Below are 22,336 nucleotides of genomic sequence, written 5' to 3'. Positions count from 1 at the left end.
ATTACTCCAACAGTTCTTGTCCCGTTTCAAAGCTCGATAGATAATACAGCTTGATAACGACACTTGCCGAAAACGCATCTGCTCCTGACGTATTGCTTCCTTGCCGATATTCGACTGATTCAACTTTTAAAAAGCGATTCAGGTTTTCCATACGATCAATAAAACGCACGATTCCTTCATTCGTCTCACTCAGGAGGTCAAAGCCGATCCTTGTGACCCGAAATTGCGTCGCCAAAGGATTGTCACCAGTCTGATCTGCCATTTGTTCTGGTGTAGGGTAAAGCATCTCCTCATTAAAGGTCGATTGCAAAATCGTGATCGGCAATTCCGTTTCAAGGGCAGCGAGATCGGTAAAATAAGACTCGATCGCCATGCCATTGGGAATGATCGGCACCTCATTGACCGTCTCTGATGAAAGAAGGTCTGGTTCCCCTTGCAGGTAGACCAGCTGTTCTTGAATGTCGCGGATCTCAGCTTCGATCCCAGCTAATTCCTGAGCCAATTCGATCCCTTCGGCACGTTTGGGATTCAGCAAAAATAGCCAGAAAATGAATACGGAGGTAGCGAGAACTAGTGCAATCACCGCGGAGATGATGATGTGTTTTTTGGAGAAAAAGACTCTAGTCATCCGCTTCCACCTCGCTTTCTTCTTCGCTGTCTTCACTGATCACTTGTGGTGCATCGATTCGTGAGAGATAGACAGTGATGCGCCCATCTTGCGGCGTTGAACTATGAGAGAAGGATTGATAGGTCACATGGTGCACCCAATCGATTGCTTCAAAAGCTGATTTGAGGCGAATCAGACTTTCATAAACATCCCCTTGGACCGCCAAGTTCACCGAAGGAAACAATGGCGTGCCGTCTTGGGCTGTTTCGGACGTTCCCCCATCGCTATTTAGCAGCAAATTATACGAATTGATGGTCACATCGATCCCTGATGCCACTTCCTCAAAGGTTTCCATAATAGGTGCCGTGAAATATTTCTCTTGCTTTTGCAGGGCGATGAATTCTTGTAGATCTTGTGATTTTGATGCCAGCATCTCTTCTAACTGGCGCTGAAAGACGATACGCTCTGCTTGACTAGACATGATATTGCTTTGATAATTAGTCACCAAACGTTGATAATACCAAAAGCCTAACCCGCAAACCCCAACAACAACTAACGAAAGGAGAAGCGAAACCGAAAGAATGACTTCAAACGCCCGATTACGGATAAATTTATTAGGCAATAGATTGATGTTCATGGTTACACCTCTTTCGTCGCTAATCCCGCAGACAAGACATAGCGGTCGGGAATTTTTTTCTTGCTGGTTTCACTTACTTTTGCAGAAATCGTCTTGACTGGCAAAGAAGACACGTCATGAAATATTTCTTGGACTTCTTTGCGCAGCATTGGATGACCGCCGACTAAGTAGATTTTTTTCAGTTCACAATCAGGCGAGATTTCCTGATAATAGTAAGCAATGACCGAATTCAGGGTTTCTGCCAACCCTTCCAGTGCTTGGATCTCCGCACTTTCCCTAAAGTTCACTTGCACAGATTGGGCTTTTTCAATATATTTCCAGTTGGCTTGATTATAATCTTCATACTGCAAGTAGGTCGGCACCAATTCTTCAAAAAAGGTGATATTGGCGATGCCGGCATCTAACTCGACCAGCACGAAATTTTCACTCCAGTTGATCTGTCGCTGAAACATGCGACTATACGCCAAAAAACTGCAATCGACGCCCATCAGCTGATGGCCGCCTTTTTTCAATGTGTCGCCTAGTTGAATCAAAATCGGCTCTGATGTGACCACGACTGGCACATTGCCATTGATGGTAAACCGATTCCGCTGGATGACCACAGCTTGCGGCTCAGCTTTTTCTTCCTTCTTGCTGGCTTTTCTCTTTTGTGCTTTTGGTGCTTTTTGCTTGTTGCCTTTGCCTAGGATCAGCAAATCAAAAATCGGGTTTTCAAAAGGCAAGGAGATGGACTCCCCCAATTCAAAATACAAGTACTCACGAATCTCTTTTTCCGAGTTCATCTTGCCGATTGGGATCTGCTTGATCAGCAGACGAGAATTTAGCGCCGTGATCACCACACTCATCGTGCGTAATCCCAAGCGTTTGGCAATCTCATTGAAGGCGGCTTCAAGACTATCAGGATTGCGTAGCTTATCATCTTTAAAAATCGTACCATTTACAACCAACTCGCCGTATTTGAGGCGGTCACCTTTTTTGGTACAGTAACGGATGCAGTTTTTTTGAATGTCGATCCCAACTAAGCGGGGAATTGTTTTTTTGCCAAACATACGAGGACCTGCTTTCTTCTTGTTGGTTTTTATGAAGGCACCAACGTTATTTCTATGTACAACGCTTGCTTAGCAAATCAAGCAAACGCCAAGGTCAGCAACCCAATTCAAAGGAACCAGCCGCTGCCAAGATAAACCATGCCAGTAGCAATGGCGATAAAGGGACCAAAAACAATGTAGCGGCTTTTGACTTTGCCCCGTAGCATTTGGATCACGTAAAAGATCACTGCCAAGCAAGAAGCGACAAATAAAACGGTCAAAACTTGCACTGGACCGATATACACGCCTAAGACGGCAAATAATTTGATATCGCCGCCACCCATGCCTTTTTTACTGAGCTCCGCTAAGAGATACAATGGCAAGAAGCCAGCAAAGAAGCCGACGAGCCAATACCACCAAAATTCATTTTGCGGTTGGATCAACCGCAAACCGATCCCTCCGGCGAAAAAAGGGGCTAACACTTTATTGGGAATCAGCTGATAGAAGATGTCGCTGGCAGAAATAATGGCTAATAAGGCTAATAAACACCAAGCGGCAATCACTTCAGCAGTGCCCCAAAACAGCAAGGTCGTACCCGTAAATAGCATGCCGATCAACACTTCATAAAGAAAAGCAATCAGCGGGATCTTTTTTTGACACTTGCGGCACTTGCCTTTTAAAATAAGGTATGATAAAACTGGAATGAGGTCCCTTGCACCTAATGTCTGTTGGCAGTCATCACAGTGCGAGCGAGTCAGCAGGGATTCCTTTTTGGGAACCCGCCAACCAACCACTAGGAAAAAAGAACCTAGACACATTCCTATGATGAAAAGATAACCAATGATTAGGCCCATTGGGATCTGTTGCAAAATTTCGTTCATAATAAACTCCTTTTTTCCTGGGGGGTTGAGTTGCCGTACACCTTAGGTCAGGTTAGTGACTTAGGGTGTTTTTAGTTTTAAACATCATCATCATCATCATTCCCAAATAACGTATTACGTGTCAAACTGTTGACTTCACTTTGAGTCACTCCATTGTCTACATCACCTATAGGTTCGTTGGTAATTTGTCCTGCTCTGAGCACACCACCGGGAACGTACATAGTTAACTCACCAGTTGCTGAAACATAGAATTGGACTGTGCCTGGAGCAGCTGCTGATACTGCTGTCCACGAATTTGCACTCAACAAGCCGTCATCAATCACATTTGCTAAATTAAAATTTGCTGCTCCTGCTGCTCCATTGTTTAATGTACGATTCGTTGATTGGTACAATATTGCTGCTGAAAATGCTTGTTGTACATCTGCAACAGCTGCATCTTCCCGTGAATTTTGAATCACGTTGCCGATCGCAATAACCCCGATCCCAGCGATGATCGCTAAGATAACGACTACTGCCAGCAACTCGACCAAGGAGAGGCCGCGCTCGTCTTTCAATAATTTATTCAATCGATTGTCTGTTGTTTCTTCTGCTAAAATTGCATCAATCATAGTGTGTTTACTCCTCCTGTTTCTTCCATATATATTAAACAAGCCGTCTAGGTGGCTTGATAATACCAAAATCATTACCCTTGGATCGCACCGAATAAATCGAACATCGGGATCATGATCGCCGCAACGATCAAGCCAACGATCACACAGATTATCAAGATGACAATCGGTTCCATGATCGTTTTCAGTCGTTTACTGGTTTCATCAACTTCTTTTTGATAGATGATACTCAATCGTTTCAGCATGTCCTCTAAGGAACCAGTACTTTCGCCAATCTCGACCATCTGGGTCACTAACATCGGGACCATCATGTTGCCACGAAAGACATCACTCATCTTGCCACCTTCTTCAATTTGAAAGGCACAATTATCGATGATTCGCTTGATGTATTTATTGGAAACGACATCCCGACTCATATTCAAGGCGGTCACCATACCGACAGAGCTGCTGAGCAGTGTCGACATGGTTGTCATAAATAATGAAAAACTATTTTTGGTGATCATATCGCCCACCAACGGAATACGTAATAGAAAACTTTGAAAAGCGAAATCAAAGGTTGGATTGCGTCGCGCGATCCACAGTCCGACGAAAAATCCGACGATCAGGACGGCTAAAACCCACCCTCTGGTTTGAAGGAACTCGCTGATCGCCATCGTTGCGACGGTGATCGTCGGCAGATCGGCATCAAATCCCTCAAATACTTCTACGAACATCGGTACGATCATCACCAATAAAATGATCCCTACGATAAAGGTTAAGATCACTAAAATAATCGGATAGACCATCGCGGTGACGATCCCGCTGCGGTTTTCGGCGCTTTTTTCATAGTAATCCGCCATATCCTTCAAATTTCCCTCCAGTGATCCAGACATTTCCGAAACAGCGATGACACTGGTCAGAAGTGTCGGAAAGGCATTGGGATGATCTTTGTAGGCTTCTGAAAGCGGGCGGCCGCTATCAATCTCATCCCGAACTTCACCAAGAATTTTCTTGAAATTCGGGTTTTTTTGCTGTTCTTCCAGCATTCGTGAAGCATCAACGATCGTGATCCCCGAAGCGATCAATGTCGAAAACTGGCGCAAATACCCTACCAGCAGTTTTAACGAAACTTTTGTAAAGAGTTGAATCTCTTTATTCGCCAAGGTTTCAGGCTGTTCGATCAAGCTGTTGACTTTGATGTGCTTTTGGCGCAGCTTTTGGCGAGCTTCGACGGAGGAATTGGCACGCAAGCTGCCAGAAAACGTTTCGCCTCGGACATTGGTGCCTTGATAGGCAAAGAGTGCCATCGGCTATTCGCCCCCTTCCTCCATTAAGTTATCTGCCACATCAGCATCGACCCGTTCCGCAGCAACCAGTTCTTCTAAAGAGGCGCTCATGGTATGCATGCCTTCGTTTTTTCCCATCTGCAGCATATTATGGATCTGGTGGGTTTTCCCTTGACGGATCAAGCTGGCGATCCCTCGGGTATTGAGCATCATTTCGGTTGCTGCTACCCGTCCGTTGCCATCGATCGTTGGCAGCAAGCGCTGGGACAAGATCCCTAGTAATGCGCCAGCAAGCTGTGTACGAATCTGAGTCTGCTGATCGGCAGGAAAGACATCGACGATCCGTTCAATGGTCGCCGGGGCACTTGACGTATGCAAGGTTCCTAATACCAAGTGTCCCGTTTCCGCTGCCGTCAAGGCAATCGAGATCGTTTCAAAATCCCGCAGCTCCCCTACTAAGATGACGTCTGGATCTTGCCGCAGGGCTGCTCGTAAGCCATTGCCAAAGGACATGGTGTCGCTGCCGACTTCCCGCTGGGCAACGATGCTTTTTTTGTGGTTATGGATGTACTCGATCGGGTCTTCCAACGTCAAAATATGCGTCTTTTTGGTGTCATTCAAATAGTCCAGCATCGCAGCAAGTGTCGTTGATTTCCCTGAACCGGTCGGCCCTGTAACTAAGAACAAGCCTTGGCTTTTATGAATCAGGGTCCGCAAGACGGTCGGCATACCGAGTTTGCTTAATTTCGGGATCTCGATGGGGATCTGCCGCAAGGCGATCGAAACGGTATCTTTTTGACGGAAAATATTGACCCGAAAGCGGCAGATGTCGCCTAATTCGTAGGCCAAATCGGTCTCGCCTTTTCCCTTGAATTCCTCCCATTGCCGTTGGTTGCAAAGGATTTCGGCAATGGCTTCGATGTCCTTGGTGTCGATGGTCGGCACCCCTTCGATCGGTAGCAAGTCGCCGTGGCGACGAAAAATCGGCGGTACGCCTTCGACTAAATGGATATCTGATGCTTTTTGCTCCACAGCGATCATCAGCCAATGATCGATCCGCTCTTTAGGTGACATGGCAGCAAACTGCGCCGCTTCGTTGCGATTGACGCCCTGTGAACTGCTGGCAGTCGTCGTTTTTGTTGCTGCTTGCCGTTCTGCTTTTTGAATGATCTCCCGCGTTGAGACAGATCGGTCTTGATCGCTCTGGCGATTGCGGGCACGTTTTTTTTCTCTCAGTTCACGATTTTCACGGATGCGGGTACGGGTCGGAGCTGTTTTTTCTCTCGTCGCCCTTTTGGTTGCTCGCTCTTGTGTTGCCACTCTCGTTTGATCCATTAAACCAGCCCCTTTCTATGTGCATTTCCCTTTAAAACAATGTATGTAGTTCTTCGGTGATCCCTAGATCACCGATAAATCAATCCGTGCCTCACTCTTCTGCGGCGACCACCTTCAAGACTTCTTCGATGGTGGAAAAGCCTTGTTGCACTTTGTCTAACCCATCATCCAACAAAAAGCGCATCTTTCGTTCCTGAACATAATCCATCAGCTGGTCGTTGGTCGCTTTGTTCGTGATCATACGGCGCAGCTTGGCATCGATCGTCAACAGCTCTTGGACGGCCATTCGCCCTTTGAATCCCGTATTGCCACACTTTGGACAGCCCACAGGCTGTGCCAGTTCCGTAACCGTGATGCCATAGGATTCAAATAACTGCTTGTCCTTGTCGCTGGCTGGTCCTACTGTCTTACAAGAAGAACAAAGGGTTCGGACGAGCCGTTGAGCTAAGATGCCTTCTAACGCATTGGCGACCAGAAACGGTTCTACCCCCATATCGACTAAGCGATTGATGGTACTGACGGAATCGTTGGTATGCAGGGTGGATAATACCAAGTGCCCAGTCATGGAAGCTCGAATCGCAATCTCCGCCGTTTCGCCATCCCGAATCTCTCCCACCATCACGACATTGGGGTCTTGCCGCAAGATCGACCGTAACCCAGCGGAAAAGGTCAAACCGACGTTGCTGTTGACTGCCACTTGGTTGATACCTTGCAGCTGAAACTCTACTGGGTCTTCGACGGTGATAATATTGATCTCAGGCGTGTTCAACTCTTGCAGCGCTGCATACAAGGAAGATGATTTCCCTGATCCTGTTGGTCCAGTGACCAGAATGATTCCGTGGGGTTTATGCAAAATCGCTTTAAAGGTTGCCAATACCTTCGGTTCAAAGCGAAACTCATCTAGGCGCCGAATGCCACTGGAGCGATCCAACACCCGAATCACGACTTTCTCCCCATGAATGACAGGTAAAACCGAGACCCGCAAATCAACCACGTTGCCCCCGTTACGAATCATTGCCCGACCATCTTGTGGCACACGTGTTTCGGTGATATCCAAGGAGGAAATGATTTTCAGTCGTGAAGTAACCCCAGTCTGAATACTCTTAGGCAAGTTTTCATGGGTGCGAAGCTCCCCATCGACCCGTAAGCGGACGACTAATCCTTTTTCTTGGGGATCGAAATGGATATCACTGGCGCCACGATCCACCGCATCTTGCAGCAGGGTATTGACCAATTTGACGATCGGCGAATCATCTAATTTTGAGTCGCCTTCTGGGTCGATGGTTTCAACGAGAGAGTCGCTCAAGCCATCCAAACTGATCTCAGAAGGGTAATCGCGAACGATCAGTTGTTGGATATCGGCATTGTGGGCTTTTTGCGGACGAATCAATAACCCAGTGATCAAACGCATTTCATTGATCGCCGCATAATCCCCAGGGTTTGCCATCGCAACGGTCAAACGATTGCCTTTTTTCTCTAACGGAAAGACGCTGTGCTGTTTGGCAAACGAGCGGGGGATCAGGGACAAAACCTCTGAGCTGATCTCTAAGTCAAACAGGTTGCCTGTTTGTGTTTTCTCAGCGGTGGTTGAACTTGGACTACTCTCTGACTTTTTGAGAGGCCTTCTAGGTTTTCTACGTGACGTTCTTTCACTTGATTGCGGCAACTGGCGCCCTCCTTTCAATAATCGAGTTTGTTGATATAGTCAAACATTCGTGTAACGGTTAAATATGCTTCATCATCAGACCACATGTTTCGATCCAAAAAACTTCTGAGGATCGTTACCTCCCCCGGTTGCGCCTGACTTTCAAAGTCGCGGACGCGATAATTGACGCCTAATTGTTGCAGTTGATTTTCCAGTTCTACTTGGTCATCCATATAGTAAGGTACGAGAACGACCGTTCCTTCAAGACGACGGTTATGAGCCCCTGTTGCTAAAAAAGTCGGGTCAAATAATGCCAAATCTGGCAGGATTTCCATGACAAAGGTCGACTCTCTATCCACAGCTAAATGAAAGGGTTCAACGCCTGTATGACCCAAGATCAGCTGGGCACCATTTTTTAAGGTGATTTGATTCCAATACGCTGGATCTTCATAGTAAGAATCAAAAACCGCTGAGCTGCCTGCTTCTGCTAATGCCAGTCTTCGAGCAGTCTTCGGCGCATCGATAAATGAAAGCCCGTGAACCTCCATCATGGTATTTCTGCCATCCAAAGTGATTCTTGACGGGTCATGAGGCACTGTGAATTGATTTTGATTCTGAAAATACGAGAAATCATCGATTGTTCCACCACTAGGCATCATCGTATTCGTCAGCATAAAATCACCATAAACAGTAATCCTTCGTTCCGTATCTTCGGTACTATGCACGATCGAGCCTTCCGTGACTGGCCCTGCATAAAAATTGCTGCTCGTCAGAACCATCGACGGCTTCATAAACGTCAAACTACCATCTGCAGCAGGATTCTGTTTCGTGGCTTCTCGATGATAGAAATTAAAATAATTGCTATTTAATTCGCCTAATCCAGAGCCTGCATCTGGTGAATTTACGGAAACATTCAGATGCCCTTCAGCAAAGAGAACTCCTTCTTGCTCAACTCTCGAAGCCGAACTATTGGTATTGTTGATCCATACGTTTCCAGCAAAAATATCCGTATAGGCTTGTGATAGGACCAAGCGGCTGCCAGCTCGACTGCCCAAATCGATATACATTCCTAACCCCGCTTGCAAGAAGACGTCTTTGATCAAGTTCAACCCGTTGCTAGGCTGTCCGCCATCATTCTGGATCGCAAGCAGACTTTTTGCCGAAAACTGCCCGCTTCCCTGTCCTTCCATCTGGATCCCATGATTAAAGAAAAAGGAACCATCGAAATGCAGCCAGTTAAGAATCGGCTTTGTTCGAAAATCTAAAAATCTGCCGTCTTGAAAATCTTGCAGGACATTGTTGGCAAACCCGAATTGCAAGAAGTCATCCGATTCAAAGGCGAGATAATCAAATGATGGGCGTACGCGCTGGAAATCGGCGACTTCGAATAATTTTCGAACCCAAGTATCGGCGGATACCGCTTGTCCTACTGTAGAGGGTAAGTAATAGGGATAAAAAATGTTTCGCCAAATATCCAGCTGTGTTTGTCTTTGTTCGAGGTCTTCTTCTTCAAGCTGCATTTCATAGATATATTCGGCAGAAGCTGTATGTACTCGCGGCTGTCCCTCAGCCAGTTGCGTCTGATCCGTGACTTGCGATTGAATTTGAATAATGATTTGAAGATTGGTTTTATCTGGCAGCATCGAGGCTGCTTGGATCCATCCTTGCTCCCCACCAGATTTCGTCATTACATAAGGGGCGATCTCATTATATTCATAGTCAACGATAGAGGAGGTAAAAGAAAATTTATTATCGATGGTCTCATTCACATTGACTTCATCCAGCACAGATCTCAATTCGTTATCTAGATTGTCTTGCCAGTCATTATTATTAGAATAGAAGCCGCCATTCTGCATGGTTCGAGTGATTAAATCATCTATTCTCAGTTTTAGGTCTTGAGAAGCGAGTTGAAAGGAATATTCGTGTACATCTTCCACGCGACGGAAGCTATCTACCGTTCGAATTTGTGAATTGACATTTCGAGCAACTAGGAAAACCAAGCCAATCATCAAAGAGGAAAGAATGATCGCCGCGAGGGCATAAATCAGCGCAAAACCCGCTTCATTTTGTCTACCATCGTCCATTCCCCGGTACCCCCCCTCTTGCTTTCTCATTGTCCCGATAATTGATCGTAAATTCTCGTCTATAGATAATCTGCTCGTGGTAATCAGTGACCAGATCCTCCATCTGCCACCAGCCAGTCAAATCATCATAATAATCCGCAAAATTGATCGTTTCCGTGTAAAATAAAACGAAAAATTTGGTCTGGATACTGAACGTATCGCGATAATTTGGCGTATAGTGATGAGTCAGCGTCGCTTCATTCTCATTTTTTTGTTGAATGATCTTTAACTTAATGGTAGGGTCTTTCGTATCATAGACTCTGGCACGGATATTGTTGGTATCTGTGATATCCGTCACAACCATTCGCGGACTGCCTTCTTCCGTAATTGCTGCCCCTAAGGTTCCTTCGGGCATTGTTTTGACAATATGTTCCTCGTGGAAAAGAAGACTATCATATTTTCCTAAATACCCCGCATGTTCATAGATGCCGTCAATTTTGGCGATTTGGTCTGCTTGCGCCATGATTTCATTCGCGATCCCTTGAAAGGCAGCAATTCGACCTTGACGGACAGAGGCTTGGACGATCAGAAAGAGTGTCCCAGAAAAGAGAGCAATGATGATGCCGAATATCACGATCGCCCCTAACAATTCGACAAGCGTGACTCCTTGCTCATCCTGTAACCGATGCTTCATCTGCGCCCCTCCTTTGCAACTTCCGCAAGAACAGCCAGCCCTTTCAATAGTCAACTACCCAATGCAGATACGTTTCTGTCAAAAATGCGCCCGTTTGTTTATCGAAGACCTGAATAATAAGTCCGAGCCCGAGCTGACGGCGGTCGTAACTGTCTTCTCGCAGTCCATGTCTGGGGTCTTCGCGAATGGAGACCTTGACCAAATAGTTGGTGGTTTCTTCATTCTCCGACAAGTACGTTCCCATATAGAGGCGATTTTCTTCCGAATTTGCCAAGGGCTGCGGCAAATGAGCGCCAGAATGATCGTATACCACTTTGCGAATAAATCGGCCCCGATTGAGATCATCTACAGCAATCGGGATTTCTTCATACATCGGTTGCCCTTGCGCATTGTATTGAATCCCTGAATTATCGAGGACCAAATGGTGTCGGCGAATTTCTGAGGGGACATCTGGATCAACCATCATCCAAGATGGTCGAGCAGTAAAGATCCCGATATTCAAATCCGCCAAATCTTGGGTCTGCGCTCGGTAGATTAGCCATTCCTTGACGTCATCTCGTGCTGCGATGGCCTCTTCCATTCGGGTATTGTAGCTAAGGATCAGGTTGTTTTGGATGATCAGCATGGCGATCATGACCATCGCGATCCCGAGAATGACGATCGCTCCAAGGATCTCAACAAGGCTGAACCCTGATTCATCAAGTACTCTATGTGCTTGTCTGCCGTTTTTCAGTTTCATCACCTGCTTTTTGCCTAGCCCCCGATCAAGGAGAATCCTTTTCTTCTAGCTGGTTGATACTTGTATCTGGGTCAAGAAAAGATAATTTGCTAAGGGTAAACCCCCAGTGAATCAGTTTATTGAAATCAAGGTAGTCAGCTAACGGAATACTTTTTTTGGCTTTGCGTGTGATGCGGATTCGTTCCCTGATATAATGATACCTTTCTTCTTCAACCAGTCGCTGAATCTCGGCGATCCCTTTTTCAACATCAGGATCTTCGACATTCGCTTGCATGTATTGTTGGTAGAAATAATCCAAATACTTCCCGTATTGAAGAAAATAACGGTATTCAATTTCTTCAATGACCATTTTCACGTGAATCTCTCCTTGACTTATTTTCTAGCAACTTATTGAAGTGAGTGCAAATGCCGATAGATGATCGCAGTGGCACTCTCTGGCCGTTCATTGTCTAACTGAAAGACCTCCTTTAATGATTGTCGATCAGAAGCCTGAATGACTTCGACTTTCGGTAAAAGTTCATAGGCAAGATGGCTATCGTCTGCGACACTTGTATCGATCATCACTTGTTCGATCAGTGAACGGGTGACGCCATACCCGTCTTCACTTTGATAGGATCGGTCCAAAGGGAAACTATAATAAAACCAGCCATCATCGGGATTATAGATCCAAGTATTTCGATCAATCTGACGGTAATCGCTCAAAGAGCCGAATTCGATCATGATGGCTTCTGAGTCGATCTGGGCGGGACTTTCAGAGACAAAGCTGCTTAGCGTTTTCACCGTTTGGGTCGGATACAAGCCAGCAGCATCAGGAAACGCACTGATCATCTCTGGCAATTGAAAGGCACTGCCTAACCCAGATTCTGTCGTCGTGTAATCAAATGACGACTGGTCAATCGTTCCCTGTTCTCCGAGATACGTGAATCCCGTAGGTTCTTCACTGGTGGAAAAGGGGCTGGCTAGCTGCGACTCCGCCCAATTTCGAACAAAATAACGATACCCTTCAAGATAATAACTATAGGTCAAGTTGGCTGCTTCAAAGGTCCACTCAGCAACCGGATCAGCAGGATTGAGCAGCAGCAGTTCCCCACTCATTTTCTGCATGACCGGTTGTTGGTTTCGTCGAAAGGAATAGCTGAAGTGAGCTTCGACAAGGACCGGTTCTTGCCAGAGATCTGGTGGACCATCGATCAAGTCTGATGACGGTGGCTCCTCCATTTCTTCATTGCCTTCGGTGCGATCGTAGAAGTTCTCAGGATTTTCCTGTTCTTCAGCGTCTAATTCCCCCAATAACTCCTGCATCTCTTCACTATCGAAGGCATCCAAGGCAGGCGTGGGTGCCAACTCTTCGATCGTCTCATCGCTGATCCAAACCATCACTTGACCATCAAGAGCATTTCCAATGAGTTCTGGGATCTGCTGGGTCACGTTCTGATACCCTCTTGCTAAAATTTCGTTTTCATCAAAGCGAGACAGTACTGGTAATAAGTCTGGCGCATCACTCGCATCTGCCGCCTGCTCAAAAGCTGCTTCCTCACTGTCTGGCGCGATATAGCGCAGCACTTCTTCAAAACTTGCTCGGACAAAGACTGGCACTTCACTAGCGTTCATTACCCGAACGGATCGTTGGATCGTCGTCCCTGTAAGGGTCATTCGTTCCTGCCATTCTTCCAAAATCTCGATTTTTTCGAACACTTCATTTTCATCCGCTAATCGACGAATATGAATAGACTGATTATTCTGCCAAATCAAGATGCTAAGCAACAAAAGAAAGAAAAGCAGACCCGCGATACTATTTCTTAACACTATTTTTTTTTGCAACATTGTTTCCTCTTTTCTCAAGTAATGACGGCTCTCAAGTAAAGAGATAAATGCCTAATAGAATGAATAAGGCGATCAATGATACACAGAAGATGATAGATAATATCAAGTTTTGATCAATAAAACGAAACACATCTGCTACATGGTTGATACTCATTGAGACTTCCCCAACGAAACGGTCTGCTTCGATGGCTTCTTCCCCAAATGCCTGTCCATCACCAATGACGGATAAATGATAGCCTTGCTCTTCGTCAGCCTCGATCGATAGCACTCGGCGGGCAATATAGCCTGTTCCTGAGCTATTTGTAAAGACTCCGATCCCGTTTGGCTGTACTTGAGTGAAGGCTTGTTCTCTTAAAATGATCAAATCTTGTGTGCGTAATGCGGAGCTGTCAAGATTCGCCATCCCATTATCTGATAAACGCACCACCCGATGATTAAAAACCGTCATCTCATTTTGATCAGTCACATATAAGCCGATAAACGTAAATAGGACAGTCATGCTACAAACCAAGAAAATCAGATAGATGATTTTCAGTACGAGATCGCCAGATTTCTTTTTAGCTGCTGGTTTCTTCGTCGCGGCTTTGCCTTTTTGCGGGGTTGGTCGTTTCTGGGAAACCTCCGCTGGTTTTTTGCCTTGCTTATGGCTTCCTTTTGATTTGGCATTCGGACTACTTGATTTCTTGGTTTTCCCCTGCTCGTTGCGCTGGCTTGGACGTGCTTGCTGCGGTGGACGCTTTTTCTTTTTGCGTGGTGTTTCAGTGGTCGTACTGGCAGCTGCTCTTTCTTTTTGCTTACTAGGATGCTGCTTTTCGGTCGGTAATTTGGGGCGATTCGCTGTGCTAGCCGCTTTTTTTCGTTTCTTTTTCGCAGGCGCCTGTCCTGTCGGTTCTTTTTGGGTCGGCTTTTTTGGTCGTTTCTTGCCACTAGAAGTGCTGGCTTTTTTTCCTTCCGCCTGAAACTTTTCGATTCGGGGTTTTCTTGGTGTCTCCTCTGATTGTTCTCGTTTTTTTTCCCGATTGGCAGGCTGTGACGGGCGTTTTTTCCTTCTAGGTACTTGCGACTGATTACTCATCGGCATCTACCTCGCTGCCCGCTCGTTCCATCCCTCTTAATTGGTTTGCATAAGTATTGGCATTGGCATTTTCCTGCAAGCGATCCTTGACGGTCCGAATGGACGCTGGCAAATTCCCTGAGCCTCGACGATTTGCCGAGCTTCTTTGCAAATCTTCAAACAACGAACGGGTCGTCTCCGCTTCTTCCTTGCGGGCTGCTTCAATTGCTTGTGCACGTGTGCGTTCAATCTCTTCCAAGACCTCTTCGGTCGGCTCGTTGTCATAGATGGTTAGATCATAGGCCTCGATCAACGCATTCAGCTTTTGGTCATAATGGATGTCCGTAGCATAGCGCCCGGTCAACCACGCAGTTGCTTCCCGATAGGTTGGGGCATTTTCTTTCCAAACCGGGGCATAAAAGCGCGTATTGCCTGTGATGCCTCCTCTTAGTAAGCGAGCGTAATCTTCGATGGATTCACGGTAACTTGGGTATTTACGGAAATTGGAAGAGATCGTATACCACGCACCACTTCCATCATCTTCTTGCGTATTGAAGGTCACTTTTTGCCCACGAAAGCTGCCCTTGATGCCAAAGAGATTGTGGTTTGGCGGACTGGATAAGGCGCTGTTTCCTGAGCCGGTCTCCAAGATAGCTTGTGCGATCATCACTGAGGCATAAAGATCATTGTTATAGGCAACATCTTGCGCGTCAGAACCAATCTCATTGATGAATTGTTGTGTCGTTAGATTACGAGAAACCGAAAACTGAAAGTTGCTTTCCCGCTCTTCTTCATCAATCGGCGATTCGGGTTCTTCAGTGATTGGATCGGGATCTTTTTCTTTGTCCTGATTGGTTTGATTCCCATTTGATTGGTTGTTTCCGCTATTGTTGCTGCTGTTCGTATCGTTGGTTTCTTCCTCATTCGTTTCAGGTCCAGCAGGCTGATTCGGCTGTTGATCGCCTTCTGAAGTCTCTGGCGTCGGCGGAGCATCTTCAGTCTCTTGGTCTTCTGTTTCATCGGTGCCGCTCTCTGTTTCTTCCTCGTCTGTCTGCCCATCATCTGCCGGTCGTTCAACATCATTTACGACTTGGACTTCCGTTCCTTTTTCGGTCTGCTCCGATTCTTCTGAGAGGCTTTCATTTGTTTGTTCTGGAGGAGTATCAAGTTGCTCCGTTATCCTGTCAGCTCCTTCGTAAGAGACCGGTCGGAGGGCATCCGTTATCGAGTGCCCACGACTTTCTCGTTGTGCATCGATGGTTTCCATATAAGTAGATGGTTCTACACCTAAGATCGATCGAACCATGGCTTCAGAAATCGTTTGATTATTGATGATTCCGATAAATGCTCCGATCGCTAACAGACTTTTTACGTTTCTTCTGGGCTTTTTCATCTTCTTGATCCTCCTCCTTGGGGCTGTTCTTGCTGGTGCCTTTTTTTGGTCGTTCATGGTCTTTGCTTTCATTTTTTTCAAGCTGTACAAGCAGCAATTGATAATGAAAGGCATTGTTCCGCAAATACATCGTAAAACCTAGCAAAAGAGCGAGTAAAAACAAATGACTGATAGTGACATATTCTCGAAAGGCAGAGAGATAAAAATAGGCGGTCAGCTGCAAAAATACCGCTAATGGGATCAAAGAAGCAATAAAGTAGATGCGGTATAAGAATAAGAATCGTTGTTTTTGCTTTTGGGTTCTCATAGACTGCTCCTAACGTCTGTATTGCCTTCGATCAATGCTTTTTTTCTAATAGATAGCTTTCGCTTTGGAGAAGATCAAAGTATGCGGCTTTTCGTAAAAGATTGTCATAGTCCATCTTCATAATGCGTGCGTAAGGTTTTCTAAACCATGGCCGCTCATACAATTTGACTCGTGACTCAATCACGCTGCATTCATAAAAAACCAAACTGATATCCTTAGCAGAAAGGTTGTTGTCGACCACTTGCTGCACTTGCCCTCTCTCATAGGTCAACTCTTTTTCGTTCAAGGTCATTTTTTCGATCTTTTGTACGAGATTGTCATTGATGCGCCAAACCTGTTCGAGGTATTTGGCTTTTTGAAAGAGATAGGTATATTCTCGTAAGCTGATCTTCAATTGCGTATGCCAGTTCTCGTCTTCTTCATCAGTCAAGCTGTTTAAATAGTGGATACTATTTTTGATCAAAGAGGCTTCTAAGTTTTCGATGTAGATCTCAAGCTTTTGATTGGCCAAGCGCAAACGCTCTTTGCTTGCTCGTTCTCGCTTCGCCTCTTCCTCCAACGCTAATTCATTGGCGTTGACTTTGGGTAATTGCTTGGCTTTTTTTGACTGTTTTTTTTTGCTGCTTTTTTTGCGAACTTTCTTTTTGAACTTTGGTGGCTCATCCGCACTGACCTTTTGGAACTCGAGCGTGTCTTCCAGCTCTTTTTTCACTGCATCGGTTTTGCCTTGACGTTTTTCTTCATGGACTTGCGCTTTCGGGCGACTCACGAACGTGACATTTTGTTCGTCGATCACGCTTTGAACGATTTTTGCCAGTTGCTCTTTAAAGTCGTTCGCATCACTTACACCAGCGGGGGCTTGCTGCTGCAAGCTGGCATCCAACTGAATCGTAAAGGGAAACTCTTCTTCTGTGTAAGCGATTGGTACAAACTCTAAAAACAAATTGCTTTTCTCATCGGACACATGATTAATGCCGATTTGCGTCCACACAAACTGAGGAAATTGCTGTTCCAAGGGAATGCGTAATTTTGAGTAATCAATTTTTTTCCGTAAGATCTCCATCTCGATATGATGGGTGAAAGCTTCGATGGAATAAAATTGCTCAAAGTAATGCGTCACTTGTTTGCGAATCGACGATTTGAGCGGCCACTTTTTTTGATAGAGGTTATCACAAGCAGTGATTACTGATGGAAGTGCCTCTTGTTTGTAAAATAATTCCTCAAGATTTGGACTCAAGGTTGGATAGATGGCAATTTTTAAAATATCATTCGTCACATTCGTCCCAATAACCAACATGCTCATAAGAAATCAAGTCGTAGTTGATGCTCGTGATTTCTTATACAGCATGTATGGTCCTAGTGGGTTTCCCTCCTTTGTCGTGTCGCTCTCGGAAATTATTCAGCAGACCTTTTCGTCTATTCCGACTCATAACCTTCTTTTTAGTCTGGAAGATTCAACACTTTGCTATGCTGGATCAACTGCTCAAACAACCCTTTCGACTCATGATGAAACGCCGTAAGTCGTTCTTGGTATTGCTTGATCTCTTGACGGATTTTCATCACTTCCATCGATGCTTCTGAAATGATTTTGTGAGCTTCATTTTCCGCCACTTGACGTCTTCTGTCGGCTTCCAGTTCTGCTTCAGCAGCGGTTTCCCGTGCTTTTTCTTTTGCTTCGATCAAAATCGTCGCCAGCTCGTCCTTCATTTGTTCGACCTTAGCCAGTTCACGTTCCAAGTCACGCTGTAAAACATTCTTATCTGCCAGTTGTTCGACTCTTGAACGTTCAAGATCCCGATATTTCGCTTCCGCTTCTTGCAAGCGCAAGTTCAACTGTTGATTTTCATTTTCAAGCGAAGTGATCCGCCGCATGCTTTCGACTTCTTTTAATTTGTAGTTTTCGATAATCGCTGCTTTTTCTTCTAAATGAATCGCTTTTTCTTCAAAAGCTTGGACTTGCTTGCTTTTCTCTTCTAATTCTTTTAGCAGTTCATCTTCTCTTTGACGCAATTGTTCGAGTTCTTCTTCTACTTCGATCAATTCGTCTTCTTGACTTGTCAACTGCTCAATTTCCTGCTCATAATTGGTTTTGAGGGCTTCTTGTTGACGTTCTGCTTCTTTTAACTGCTGCTGTAACTCGTTGTAACGCATTTGCAGTTGCTTGTTTTCATAAATGATACTTTCTTGTTGCGTCGCTTGTGAAGCCATCCGATTGATGGATTCTTGTTTGTTTTCCAATTGCTTGGTCAAATGTTCGACGGTTTTGGTCAGTTGTGAAACGGTATTTTCTAATGCCAGTAGCTCTTCTTGGGCATCATCTTCATACTCATCTTCCTCATATTCCTCTTCCTCGTACTCATCATCCTCGTACTCGTCGTCATCATATTCTTCATCGTCGTACTCATCGTCATCATATTCTTCATCGTCGTACTCGTCTTCGTCGTACTCTTCTTCATCATATTCCTCGTCGTAGACATGAACGCCTTCGTAAGTTTCTTCATCTTTCTTTTTGCGAAATAATGCCATGTTACCCCTCCTGATTCCTCACTCATCGATGATTTGATTCGTTAACAATTTAGTGTGTCTACAAATTGGTCTGCTTGAACGTCTGCTTTCGTGAAAAGTTGCACTTTTGCTGTTCTATCCGCGGTCGTTCTTTCAAACGAGCTGACGTTTCTGCTGTGACCTTTTGAGCAGTGATGTCCGCTTGCTTCTTGTCCCCCTTCGCTTAAAAAAAGAAAGCAAAGACCACCACATCCCTTGATTTCCACGACCTCCATTTATTTTGGAAGATAGAAATCAAGTAAATGAATCGGCCTGTTTCTCAATAAAATAGCCATTAAACGAAAAGACGGCTTCCGTTCGCAGAACATCTGTTGTCTATTTGATAGTATCAAAGCAATAACAGATTGAAAAATCAGATATTTCTTCACTTGATGAAATATTTGTCAGAGGAAACCATTCATCTCAACGATATTGTTAAAAATTGAGCAAAATATCCTCGTTTTAAGAAAACGAGTGTTCTTCTTTAAACGATCTTTATCTTGAATCAACAATCACGCCTTCTTAACCGCCGCTCAATCCCCTCAAAAAAAATCAGCGACCTTATAAGCCAAGGTCGCTGATCGATTCTTTACCTATTATATAGTTTTACTGCTCAGTCATTTTTCATCTATTGGAAGCGATTCCTTTTCTCTCAGTTTGCCAGTCAGCTGCTCCGCAACTGTAAGTTTCTTTCTCCCTGATGGGCTGCTTTTCTATTGCCTTAAAAAAAGAAAGAACCGTTTCTTGAAAATCCGTTTTCTTTAAACGAACAACTTTTTATGCATGTATAATGTCGCCATCCGATAATCATAATGGATCATCGAAAAGGCTAATAGCTCCCCATTTCTCAGATAGCTGTCGTCTCGTACGATCAGTGCGGGCATGCCTTCTTCTAGATGAAAAAACGCAGCTTGTTCCTGTGATAGCGGTTTGCTTTGAATGAACTTGTCGATGAAGGCGACTGTCAGTTGTTTTTCTTCTGCCAAAGCTTGGAACATTGACCCCTCCATCATTGTTTCGGAGATCTCCCCTACGATTTCAGGTATATAATAGGAACGCTCAATCAAATACGGTTTGTCATCTAGCGTGCGAAACCGTTGGACTTCGATAAAGTGCTGATCTTTCGCAAATTGTTTTTGACTTGGGAGAAACAACGCCTCTGATACTTTGACCAGTCGCTTTGAGGCTTTGACCGTTCGAATGTTTTTCTCGCCCCGTGTCAAGTCTTCATTGAAGCCAAGATCTCCTTGTTCAATGGTCGGTTTTTGGTTGTTATGAAAACGAATATACGAGCCGCGGCCTTGCATCTGGTAGATCCAGCCCATCTTGCTCAACTTATTGAGGGCTTGGCGTAACGTATAACGAGAAACTGGATAAATTGCCAAAAGCTCTCGTTCACTAGGCATCTTCCCCTGCTCATTTCCAATGTCACCGGCTTCGATCTTTCTGATCAATTCTGCTGCTAAGTCTTCAATACTGAGTTTCGTCATCTGCCTACTCCTTTCCTTGCGATTCTCTACTACTATTATCGTCTTTGGCGTAAAAAAAGCCAGCTATTTTTCATAGCCGGCTTATCAAAAAAACGGATAGATTATGCCTTCGTTGCGTTTGCTTGTTCGTCCTTGTATAATTTGCCATCATACATTTTGATGAATGGGAACCAAATCAAGAAAGCAACGACTGCACAGATGATTGCTAAGACAAAGGCACGCCAGTCACCACCTGAACCAATAAAGCCGGATAAGCCAATTGGGGTCGGCCACGCTACTTGGGCAATCGGTGGGTTAACAAAGCCTAAGTTGATGCCAAAATAAGCAACGGACATTGAAACCATCGGTGCTAAGAAGAATGGGATCGCTGTGTACGGGTTGTATACCACTGGCATCCCGAACAAAATCGGTTCATTGATATTGAAGAAGGATGGCACGATCGCTGCTTTTCCTAAAGCACTTAACTGTGCTGATTTTGCAAAGAAGGCGATGAAAATCACCATTCCTAACGTTGCTCCTGAACCACCGATCGTTACGAAACTATTGTTAAACTCACCCGCGAAGGCAATGTTGGCACCATTTTGGTTTTCCACCATATTCGACAATACGATTGGCGTCAAGAATGAGGTCACGATCGTTGCCCCATGAATACCCACGATCCAGAGCGCATGCATGAAGAAGTAGATAACAAGTAGTCCGACCCAAGTACTGGTCAATTGCGTCACGAAACTAAAAGGAATCGCAATGACTTTGAAAATATCTGTGCCCATTGCGACTAATGCACCATTGATGACGATTACAGCTAATGAAGTCAGTGCCGTTGGGATCAATGCTGTAAAAGAGGAAGATACTCCTGTTGGCACTGTGTCAGGCATTTTGATAACAATATTGCGTTTCACACAGAATGCGTAGATTTTTACGGCAATAATCGCCATGATGATCGCTGTAAAGATCCCAGTTGTTCCTAAACGAGTCACCCCGCCAGCCATTTCCCAACCATCGATGATTTTTTGGTCATCAGAAATGACATTGACTAATGTTGCCATACCGCCTTCAAAAACTAATTGTGGCAAGCACATAAAGAACGCCATCATTGAAAGCAACGCGCCATTGACTGGGCTAAGAACGATTTTTTCTTCTTGTGCTTGGATTTTGGTGTACTCGTAACCAAACACGACACAGAAGTAAAGTGCTAAAATCCCCATCGTTGCGGTATTACCTAACATGTAAAGATTTTGGATCTTATCGAATGACGCACTCCAAATGCCCTCTAATGCAGGGAAGCTTTGTGGCAAAACGCTGACGATCAAGAACATAGATCCTACAATAGTGAAAGGAATCGACGCCATCCCGGCTGCCATGACCCCACGAACGATCCGTAATTGTGAGATTTTCCCCATTGGACCCATTAAGTAGCGGTCCAAGAAGGCAAACATTTTGTTATTTTCTGAATCCATTGACTGTTCCTCCTTGAGTTTCAAATGTAGTCAAATACGTGAAATATTTGTCGCGGTCATGCTCGATCAACCACGCTTTACGCTGGATGAACAGGCACGCGATCATGCCGACAGTAAACAAGGCAAGTAAGATGCCTCTACCCGATTGATTCATAAAAGGAATCAATGTTGCTTGCTGCCCGATCAAAATAAATAGAATTGCAATCAGATTGACACCGAATTGGAGCCAATATCCGATTTTTGTCACCAGTAAACGATTCGATTGCTGCCAATATTTTTGAGTTTGTTCAATAAGTATAAGTCCATCAACGATCAATAAGGCAATGGGAATCAAACCAGCCCATGTCCATTGAGACAGACTCAATAGGGTCCAATAAAGATTGACAAAGAAAAAGATCGCCGTCATATAACGAAAAAGTAAAAAACGATTAAACCGCATACTTTTGTTTGCATATTCTTTCTTGGCTGCTTGGGTTACCGGTTTCCTTTTGGTCACAAGTCCTCCTCCTTTCTTTTTGCTTTCGCTCAACAACTTGTTCGAACAAGTTATATTCTAGCAGAATTCTTGTTGAATGCAACCGATTTCTTTTTGAAAGTTTTCTCTGAAAATAATCTGCTTTTTCATTTGTTATTTCTGAAAAGTTAAGCTGATCTCAAGGAACCGTGGAGGATAATACTGGAATGTTCCTGATGTTTGGCTTTTGTTCGAGCAGAAAAAAGTTGTTTTTAGCGTTACTTTTTGCAAAAAATGTTTGTTTCTGAAGG

General features: G+C 44.8%; 20 protein-coding genes and 1 pseudogene. All 21 read right to left on the bottom strand.

Annotated features, from left to right (window positions below):
- Nucleotide 1: 1 nt before the first annotated feature.
- Nucleotides 2-628 (bottom strand): hypothetical protein, encoded by a 627-nt coding sequence (locus tag IGI71_RS06055; RefSeq protein WP_015509438.1) that lies wholly within the window; start codon nucleotides 626-628, stop codon nucleotides 2-4.
- Nucleotides 621-1,244, bottom strand: coding sequence for a hypothetical protein (locus IGI71_RS06050; RefSeq protein WP_430616253.1), 624 nt, complete (start codon nucleotides 1,242-1,244; stop codon nucleotides 621-623). The genes IGI71_RS06055 and IGI71_RS06050 overlap by 8 nt, the downstream gene beginning before the upstream one ends.
- Nucleotides 1,245-1,246: 2 nt before the next feature.
- Nucleotides 1,247-2,293 (bottom strand): type IV pilus biogenesis protein PilM, encoded by a 1,047-nt coding sequence (pilM, locus tag IGI71_RS06045; protein WP_430616252.1) that lies wholly within the window; start codon nucleotides 2,291-2,293, stop codon nucleotides 1,247-1,249.
- Nucleotides 2,294-2,400: 107 nt separating this feature from the next.
- Nucleotides 2,401-3,153: a prepilin peptidase gene (locus IGI71_RS06040; protein WP_430616251.1), complete on the bottom strand. Its 753-nt coding sequence runs from the start codon at nucleotides 3,151-3,153 to the stop codon at nucleotides 2,401-2,403.
- A 77-nt stretch (nucleotides 3,154-3,230) separates the two neighbouring features.
- Nucleotides 3,231-3,761, bottom strand: a complete 531-nt coding sequence (locus IGI71_RS06035) for a type II secretion system protein (RefSeq protein WP_430616250.1) — start codon at nucleotides 3,759-3,761, stop codon at nucleotides 3,231-3,233.
- Between the two features lie 74 nt (nucleotides 3,762-3,835).
- On the bottom strand, nucleotides 3,836-5,047 hold the full coding sequence (locus IGI71_RS06030; protein WP_430616249.1) for a type II secretion system F family protein: 1,212 nt from the start codon (nucleotides 5,045-5,047) through the stop codon (nucleotides 3,836-3,838).
- Between the two features lie 3 nt (nucleotides 5,048-5,050).
- Nucleotides 5,051-6,361 carry a type IV pilus twitching motility protein PilT gene (locus IGI71_RS06025; protein WP_430616248.1) on the bottom strand — a complete coding sequence of 437 codons (1,311 nt, stop codon included), beginning with the start codon at nucleotides 6,359-6,361 and terminating at the stop codon, nucleotides 5,051-5,053.
- Between the two features lie 91 nt (nucleotides 6,362-6,452).
- Nucleotides 6,453-8,027: a GspE/PulE family protein gene (locus IGI71_RS06020; RefSeq protein ID WP_430616247.1), complete on the bottom strand. Its 1,575-nt coding sequence runs from the start codon at nucleotides 8,025-8,027 to the stop codon at nucleotides 6,453-6,455.
- 14 nt (nucleotides 8,028-8,041) lie between these two features.
- Nucleotides 8,042-10,090: a type II secretion system protein gene (locus IGI71_RS06015; RefSeq protein ID WP_430616246.1), complete on the bottom strand. Its 2,049-nt coding sequence runs from the start codon at nucleotides 10,088-10,090 to the stop codon at nucleotides 8,042-8,044.
- On the bottom strand, nucleotides 10,077-10,763 hold the full coding sequence (locus IGI71_RS06010) for a type II secretion system protein (protein WP_074536892.1): 687 nt from the start codon (nucleotides 10,761-10,763) through the stop codon (nucleotides 10,077-10,079). Before IGI71_RS06010 ends, IGI71_RS06015 begins: the two co-directional genes overlap by 14 nt.
- Before the next feature lie 43 nt (nucleotides 10,764-10,806).
- Nucleotides 10,807-11,502 (bottom strand): type IV pilus modification PilV family protein, encoded by a 696-nt coding sequence (locus IGI71_RS06005; protein ID WP_430616245.1) that lies wholly within the window; start codon nucleotides 11,500-11,502, stop codon nucleotides 10,807-10,809.
- Nucleotides 11,503-11,527: 25 nt separating this feature from the next.
- Nucleotides 11,528-11,851, bottom strand: a complete 324-nt coding sequence (locus IGI71_RS06000) for a hypothetical protein (RefSeq protein ID WP_430616347.1) — start codon at nucleotides 11,849-11,851, stop codon at nucleotides 11,528-11,530.
- A 38-nt stretch (nucleotides 11,852-11,889) separates the two neighbouring features.
- Nucleotides 11,890-13,344: a hypothetical protein gene (locus IGI71_RS05995; protein ID WP_430616244.1), complete on the bottom strand. Its 1,455-nt coding sequence runs from the start codon at nucleotides 13,342-13,344 to the stop codon at nucleotides 11,890-11,892.
- Between the two features lie 13 nt (nucleotides 13,345-13,357).
- Nucleotides 13,358-14,401 carry a hypothetical protein gene (locus tag IGI71_RS05990; protein ID WP_430616243.1) on the bottom strand — a complete coding sequence of 348 codons (1,044 nt, stop codon included), beginning with the start codon at nucleotides 14,399-14,401 and terminating at the stop codon, nucleotides 13,358-13,360.
- Entirely contained in the window at nucleotides 14,394-15,773 is a 1,380-nt protein-coding gene (locus tag IGI71_RS05985) for a glucosaminidase domain-containing protein (protein ID WP_430616242.1), read from the bottom strand. The genes IGI71_RS05990 and IGI71_RS05985 overlap by 8 nt, the downstream gene beginning before the upstream one ends.
- Nucleotides 15,706-16,080: a hypothetical protein gene (locus IGI71_RS05980; RefSeq protein ID WP_005235091.1), complete on the bottom strand. Its 375-nt coding sequence runs from the start codon at nucleotides 16,078-16,080 to the stop codon at nucleotides 15,706-15,708. Before IGI71_RS05980 ends, IGI71_RS05985 begins: the two co-directional genes overlap by 68 nt.
- A pseudogene (locus IGI71_RS05975) lies at nucleotides 16,077-17,383 on the bottom strand (hypothetical protein). The gene IGI71_RS05980 and the pseudogene IGI71_RS05975 overlap by 4 nt, the downstream one beginning before the upstream one ends.
- Before the next feature lie 137 nt (nucleotides 17,384-17,520).
- Entirely contained in the window at nucleotides 17,521-18,606 is a 1,086-nt protein-coding gene (locus tag IGI71_RS05970) for a DivIVA domain-containing protein (protein WP_167826742.1), read from the bottom strand.
- Between the two features lie 779 nt (nucleotides 18,607-19,385).
- Complete coding sequence (locus IGI71_RS05965) at nucleotides 19,386-20,114, bottom strand: GntR family transcriptional regulator (protein WP_008378710.1); 729 nt, start codon at nucleotides 20,112-20,114, stop codon at nucleotides 19,386-19,388.
- A gap of 101 nt (nucleotides 20,115-20,215) precedes the next feature.
- Nucleotides 20,216-21,571 carry a PTS cellobiose transporter subunit IIC gene (celB, locus tag IGI71_RS05960; RefSeq protein WP_005235081.1) on the bottom strand — a complete coding sequence of 452 codons (1,356 nt, stop codon included), beginning with the start codon at nucleotides 21,569-21,571 and terminating at the stop codon, nucleotides 20,216-20,218.
- The gene (locus tag IGI71_RS05955; protein ID WP_034878497.1) at nucleotides 21,555-22,067 is read right to left on the bottom strand and encodes a hypothetical protein; all 513 of its coding nucleotides are present in this window, start codon (nucleotides 22,065-22,067) and stop codon (nucleotides 21,555-21,557) included. Before IGI71_RS05955 ends, celB begins: the two co-directional genes overlap by 17 nt.
- Nucleotides 22,068-22,336 lie beyond the last annotated feature (269 nt).

Origin of the sequence: Enterococcus sp. DIV1279b, from assembly GCF_050531515.1 — a bacterium.
Taxonomy (GTDB): Bacteria; Bacillota; Bacilli; order Lactobacillales; family Enterococcaceae; genus Enterococcus_D; species Enterococcus_D casseliflavus.
This window is presented reverse-complemented; position numbering and strand designations above follow the sequence as displayed.

Coding starts and splice junctions, on each gene's coding strand:
- IGI71_RS06055 (WP_015509438.1), bottom strand. CDS start 628: ATGACTAGAGTCTTTTTCTCCAAAAAACACATCATCATCTCCGCGGTG.
- IGI71_RS06050 (WP_430616253.1), bottom strand. CDS start 1,244: ATGAACATCAATCTATTGCCTAATAAATTTATCCGTAATCGGGCGTTT.
- pilM (WP_430616252.1), bottom strand. CDS start 2,293: ATGTTTGGCAAAAAAACAATTCCCCGCTTAGTTGGGATCGACATTCAA.
- IGI71_RS06040 (WP_430616251.1), bottom strand. CDS start 3,153: ATGAACGAAATTTTGCAACAGATCCCAATGGGCCTAATCATTGGTTAT.
- IGI71_RS06035 (WP_430616250.1), bottom strand. CDS start 3,761: ATGATTGATGCAATTTTAGCAGAAGAAACAACAGACAATCGATTGAAT.
- IGI71_RS06030 (WP_430616249.1), bottom strand. CDS start 5,047: ATGGCACTCTTTGCCTATCAAGGCACCAATGTCCGAGGCGAAACGTTT.
- IGI71_RS06025 (WP_430616248.1), bottom strand. CDS start 6,361: ATGGATCAAACGAGAGTGGCAACACAAGAGCGAGCAACCAAAAGGGCG.
- IGI71_RS06015 (WP_430616246.1), bottom strand. CDS start 10,090: ATGGACGATGGTAGACAAAATGAAGCGGGTTTTGCGCTGATTTATGCC.
- IGI71_RS06010 (WP_074536892.1), bottom strand. CDS start 10,763: ATGAAGCATCGGTTACAGGATGAGCAAGGAGTCACGCTTGTCGAATTG.
- IGI71_RS06005 (WP_430616245.1), bottom strand. CDS start 11,502: ATGAAACTGAAAAACGGCAGACAAGCACATAGAGTACTTGATGAATCA.
- IGI71_RS06000 (WP_430616347.1), bottom strand. CDS start 11,851: ATGGTCATTGAAGAAATTGAATACCGTTATTTTCTTCAATACGGGAAG.
- IGI71_RS05990 (WP_430616243.1), bottom strand. CDS start 14,401: ATGAGTAATCAGTCGCAAGTACCTAGAAGGAAAAAACGCCCGTCACAG.
- IGI71_RS05985 (WP_430616242.1), bottom strand. CDS start 15,773: ATGAAAAAGCCCAGAAGAAACGTAAAAAGTCTGTTAGCGATCGGAGCA.
- IGI71_RS05980 (WP_005235091.1), bottom strand. CDS start 16,080: ATGAGAACCCAAAAGCAAAAACAACGATTCTTATTCTTATACCGCATC.
- IGI71_RS05970 (WP_167826742.1), bottom strand. CDS start 18,606: ATGGCATTATTTCGCAAAAAGAAAGATGAAGAAACTTACGAAGGCGTT.
- IGI71_RS05965 (WP_008378710.1), bottom strand. CDS start 20,114: ATGACGAAACTCAGTATTGAAGACTTAGCAGCAGAATTGATCAGAAAG.
- celB (WP_005235081.1), bottom strand. CDS start 21,571: ATGGATTCAGAAAATAACAAAATGTTTGCCTTCTTGGACCGCTACTTA.